A 4,905-nucleotide genomic window follows, 5' to 3' on the forward strand; every position below is an offset into this window, starting at 1 on the left:
CGACCCGCCAAAGGAAGACGGTACGCCGTCAATATCTGCCCGATACCGATGTTCCGGTATTCCGGCCTCGGTTTTTTTACGGCTTCTGCCATGCTAGACCCCTACTTGTAGTCACACTAATCCGCAATTTTAGCGCCATTTCATTTCGCGCTGCAGCGTAACACTGCTCTGGCGAGCGTGCTGCGAAGCGCGCATGAAGGCCCGCGCAAGCCTTGCCGCAAGCCCACGGCAACGCTTCTTCTTTCAACTCAAATCGTTCTGATAGTAATACCCGGTTGTGACATACCATCCGCGACGGACTTCGACGGGACGGTCACCATAGGTATAGGACACGCGCTCGACTGACAGCAACGGAAATCCCGTCGGCACATGCAAAAGATCTGCGACGGATGGATCTGCGGCAACCGCGCGGATCTTCTCGGACGCGCGGATCATGCGCGTGCCGAACTCCGTTTCGAACATCGCGTAGAGCGGGCCTTTGTACTCCGACAGGCGCTCCAGCGTCAGCCCGCGAAACACGCCGCCCGGCAGCCAGATTTCGTCGAGCACGGTGTCTTCGCCGTCGAACGTCAGCAGACGTTTGATCAGCACGACGGGATCGGCAGGTTTCAGATCCAGTTGCCGCGCGATGTCTGCCGAAGCCCGCAAGCGCCGGCATTCGAGCAGCCGGCTGATGTGCGGATGCTCGGCGCCGTCGTCGGCGAGCAGACGGAGAAAGCGGAACTGCGCGCGCTCTTCGTTGTGCGTAGCAACAAAGGTGCCTTTACCCTGACGGCGCACCAGCAGGTTGTCAGCAGCCAGTTCGTCGATGGCCTTGCGCACCGTTCCCTGGCTGACCTTGTAACGCGCGGCCAGCTCGACTTCACTGGGAATGATTTCACCAGGCTTCCATTCACCTGACTCCAGGCTCTGCGTGATGAGCGCCTTGATCTGCTGATAGAGCGGGCTGAAGGTCGGCGACGGCGCCGATGCCGGGACAGGCGCAGCGTCACCCGCGCCGGACGCGCCGGGAGGAATCGCTGTGCTGGCCGGGTTCGAATTCATGCGCGCATTTCAACACAAAGCGCCTCATGCCGTCCACATGTTTTGCCGCAACAGTTCTGTCTTATATAAGACATAAGATACTGTTGACTTTGCCTGTTTCGAATCCTACACTCCTTGTCGAGCAAGGGTTTGCGGGTTGTGACACGCATTTTTGACAGCGTTTTATGTCAATCGCGTGATGCACCGAAAGGCCACCCTGCATCACGCTGTTCCCTCACGCAGTCCAGGTTTCGCTTCGCCCTGCATTGCCCGTCCCAATACGCCGCAATGCCCGCCGAAACGCGCTGTTTGCAGGAGCCCGCGCCATGCAGCGGCCTGAATTGCCGGCGAACGCCACACACAGTCTCCGTCCCGCGCTCGGCAGCACAGATTATCCGGCACGGCGGCTTCGCCGTTAGCGTGTCTTGCGGGCCGTCCCCGGACCGCCTGCAAGGCTCGCACAGCAAATTCGCCGTGCTAAAACCACGCTTCGCGTAACGCGCATATAGAATGGCGTTTTCCCTAGCGTTCAACGCATCGTCCTGGAGATTTCTCAATGGCTAAGCCCGCAAAGCGCGTTGCCGTCACTGGCGCCGCAGGTCAAATCGGTTATTCCCTGCTGTTCCGCATCGCCAATGGCGACATGCTCGGCAAGGATCAGCCGGTCATCCTGCAGCTGCTCGACCTGCCGCAAGCGCAAGCCGCCGTCAAAGGCGTCGTGATGGAACTCGAAGACTGCGCGTTCCCGCTGCTCGCGGGTGTCGTGGTCACTGACGATCCCAAGGTTGCCTTCAAGGATGCCGACGTCGCGCTGCTGGTCGGTGCACGCCCGCGTTCGAAGGGCATGGAGCGCAAGGACCTGCTGTCGGCCAACGCCGAAATCTTCACGGTGCAAGGCAAGGCGCTGAACGAAGTGGCAAGCCGCGACGTCAAGGTGCTGGTGGTCGGCAACCCGGCCAACACGAACGCCTACATCGCCATGAAGTCGGCGCCGGATCTGCCGAAGAAGAACTTCACGGCCATGCTGCGTCTGGACCACAACCGCGCGCTGTCGCAACTGGCTGCCAAGTCGGGCAAGCCGGTTTCGTCGATCGAAAAGCTGGTCGTGTGGGGCAACCACTCGCCGACGATGTACCCGGATTTCCGCGTCGCGACGGCAGAAGGCCAGGACCTCACCAAGCTGATCAACGACGAAGAATGGAACCGCAACACGTTCATCCCGACGGGCGGCAAGCGCGGCGCAGCGATCATCGAAGCGCGCGGCCTGTCGTCGGCGGCTTCGGCAGCGAACGCAGCCATCGACCACGTGCGTGACTGGGTGCTCGGCACGAACGGCAAGTGGGTCACGATGGGCATTCCGTCGGACGGCTCGTACGGCATCCCCGAAGACATCGTCTACGGCGTCGCCGTGACGTGCGAAAACGGCGAGTACAAGCGTGTCGAAGGCCTGCAGATCGACGCGTTCGCGCGCGAGAAGATGGACAACACGCTGAACGAGCTGCTCGAAGAGCGCGAAGGCGTTCAGCACCTGCTCGGCTAATCGCCAGATGCAGAACAACCGGGACTCCGTTGTCACGCGACGGGGCCCGGTTTTTTTATGTGCGGTATCCTGCATGCCCGTCTGCCCTGCAGCCCGCATGCGGGTGCCCGCAGCTGATCCGGGCGCGTTTTGATCCGACCGGCATAAATCGCGGTCAGAAAAGACCAGAACGCGCCCGAATCAGAATTTCCAAACAGTGCCCACACGCCAATAATGCGCGCCCTGACTCCCGCCGAAGTCCTGTTTGACGGCGAAGCGCCGCCCACCGTGCTGCCTGCCTGCGATCACTACGCGGGCAGCGAGAAGCTGATGCTGAAATCGCTCGCTCTGCAGCAGGAACTCGGGCCCGTCTTCGATATCACCCTCGATTGCGAAGACGGTGCGCAAGTGGGCCGCGAGGCGGAACACGCGGAACTCGTCGCGTCGCTGCTCGGCAGCGAGCATGACCGCTTCGGCCGCGTCGGCGTGCGAATTCACGATTTCAATCACCCGCACTGGCGCGACGACGTGCGCCTGATCCTGCGTGCAGCGAAGCGCGCGCCTGCCTTCATCATGTTGCCGAAGATCCGCAACGTGCCCGATGCCGCCGAAATGTGCGCGTTCATCGAGGCCACGCGGCGCGAACTCGGCATCGCGCAGCCCGTCCCGGTTCAGTTGCTGGTGGAAACGCATGGCGCACTGACGCGCGTGTTCGATCTGGCCGCGCTGCCCGGCGTCCAGTCGCTCAGTTTCGGCCTGATGGACTTCGTTTCCGCGCACGACGGCGCGATTCCCGATACCGCGATGCGCTCGCCCGGCCAGTTCGATCACCCGCTGGTGCGGCGCGCGAAGCTCGAAATTTCCGCGGCTTGCCACGCGCATGGCAAAGTCCCGTCGCACAATGTATCGACGGAAGTGCGCGACATGGAAGTCGTCGCGAACGACGCGCTGCGCGCCCGCAACGAGTTCGGCTACACGCGCATGTGGAGCATCCACCCGGCGCAGATTCCCGCGATCGTCTCGGCCTTCGCGCCGCGCGACGAAGAGATCGCCACGGCAACGGACATCCTGCTCGCGGCGCAATCCGCACAGTGGGGCCCGACGCGCTACCAGGACACGCTGCACGACCGCGCGAGCTACCGCTATTACTGGTCGGTGCTGCGCCGCGCGCGCTCGACGGGCCGAACCGTCCCCGCCGAAGCCGCGCCGCTGTTCGGACCCAACGACAAGACCGCCTCGGAGACCCTGGCATCATGAGCACGAATGCAAACACGTCCGCGGGCGCCGCGTTCCGCGCGGCTGTCGCCGCTGAAAAGCCGCTGCAGATCGTCGGCACGATCAATGCGAATCACGCGTTGCTGGCGCAACGCGCCGGTTTCAAGGCGATCTACGTGTCGGGCGGCGGCGTCGCGGCTGGCTCGCTGGGTTTGCCCGATCTCGGCATCTCGACGCTCGACGACGTCCTGACCGACGTGCGCCGCATCACGGACGTCTGCGATCTGCCGCTGCTGGTCGACGTCGATACGGGCTTCGGGCCGTCGGCGTTCAATATCGCGCGCACCGTGAAGGCGTTGACCAAGGCGGGCGCGGGTGCGATGCATATCGAAGACCAGGTTGGTGCGAAGCGCTGCGGACACCGGCCGGGCAAGGCAATCGTGACGCAAGACGAGATGATCGACCGCATCAAGGCCGCCGTCGACGCCCGCACCGATCCCAACTTCGTCATCATGGCGCGCACGGACGCGCTGGCCGTCGAAGGCCTGCAATCCGCGATGGACCGTGCGATGGCCTGTGTCGAAGCCGGCGCCGACATGATCTTCCCGGAAGCGATGACGGAACTCGGCATGTACAAACAGTTCGCGCAGGCCGTGAAGGTGCCGGTGCTGGCCAACATCACCGAATTCGGCGCGACGCCTTTGTTCACCACGGAAGAACTGCGCGGCGCGGATGTATCGATGGTGCTGTATCCGCTGTCGGCGTTCCGCGCGATGAACAAGGCCGCCGAAAACGTTTACACCGCGATTCGCCGCGACGGTACGCAAAAAAATGTCATCGACACGATGCAGACGCGTGCGGAACTGTACGATCGCATCGGTTATCACGCGTACGAGCAGAAGCTCGACGCGCTATTCACGCAAAAAGCACAAAACGAGCAGGACAAGTAAGCGGCACATCAAGGAGACTCCTGGAATGAGCGATACGACGCAAGCGGCTGCAACGGGAACAACAAGCGGCTTCAAGCCGAAGAAATCCGTGGCGTTGTCGGGCGTGACGGCGGGCAACACTGCGCTGTGCACGGTCGGCAAGACGGGCAACGATCTGCATTACCGTGGCTACGACATTCTCGATATCGCGGGCGCCTG

At 62.6% G+C, this 4,905-nt stretch carries 4 protein-coding genes and 2 pseudogenes; 4 read left to right on the forward strand and 2 right to left on the reverse strand.

Features of this window, described 5'->3' with window-relative positions; genetic code table 11:
- Positions 1 to 92, reverse strand: a pseudogene (locus DK391_RS43840) (succinate dehydrogenase, cytochrome b556 subunit); the annotation flags it as partial.
- A 151-nt stretch (positions 93 to 243) separates the two neighbouring features.
- Complete coding sequence (locus tag DK391_RS43845) at positions 244 to 1,044, reverse strand: GntR family transcriptional regulator (protein ID WP_109484246.1); 801 nt, start codon at positions 1,042 to 1,044, stop codon at positions 244 to 246.
- A gap of 535 nt (positions 1,045 to 1,579) precedes the next feature.
- Here DK391_RS43845 and DK391_RS43850 point away from each other — a divergent pair.
- From DK391_RS43850 to DK391_RS43865, 4 genes and pseudogenes are all read left to right on the forward strand, one after another.
- A complete protein-coding gene (locus DK391_RS43850; RefSeq protein WP_109484247.1) occupies positions 1,580 to 2,563 on the forward strand; it encodes a malate dehydrogenase in 984 nt (327 codons plus the stop codon).
- 213 nt (positions 2,564 to 2,776) lie between these two features.
- Positions 2,777 to 3,799 carry an aldolase/citrate lyase family protein gene (locus DK391_RS43855; protein WP_109484248.1) on the forward strand — a complete coding sequence of 341 codons (1,023 nt, stop codon included), beginning with the start codon at positions 2,777 to 2,779 and terminating at the stop codon, positions 3,797 to 3,799.
- On the forward strand, positions 3,796 to 4,707 hold the full coding sequence (prpB, locus tag DK391_RS43860; RefSeq protein WP_109484249.1) for a methylisocitrate lyase: 912 nt from the start codon (positions 3,796 to 3,798) through the stop codon (positions 4,705 to 4,707). The genes DK391_RS43855 and prpB overlap by 4 nt, the downstream gene beginning before the upstream one ends.
- Before the next feature lie 25 nt (positions 4,708 to 4,732).
- Positions 4,733 to 4,905, forward strand: a pseudogene (locus DK391_RS43865) (2-methylcitrate synthase); the annotation flags it as partial.

Origin of the sequence: Paraburkholderia sp. C35, from assembly GCF_003121405.1 — a bacterium.
Classification (GTDB): Bacteria; Pseudomonadota; Gammaproteobacteria; order Burkholderiales; family Burkholderiaceae; genus Paraburkholderia.

Excerpts from the sequence above, each read along its gene's own strand:
- DK391_RS43855 (WP_109484248.1), top strand. The coding sequence starts at position 2,777 with ATGCGCGCCCTGACTCCCGCCGAAGTCCTGTTTGACGGCGAAGCGCCG.
- DK391_RS43850 (WP_109484247.1), top strand. The coding sequence starts at position 1,580 with ATGGCTAAGCCCGCAAAGCGCGTTGCCGTCACTGGCGCCGCAGGTCAA.
- DK391_RS43845 (WP_109484246.1), bottom strand. The coding sequence starts at position 1,044 with ATGAATTCGAACCCGGCCAGCACAGCGATTCCTCCCGGCGCGTCCGGC.
- prpB (WP_109484249.1), top strand. The coding sequence starts at position 3,796 with ATGAGCACGAATGCAAACACGTCCGCGGGCGCCGCGTTCCGCGCGGCT.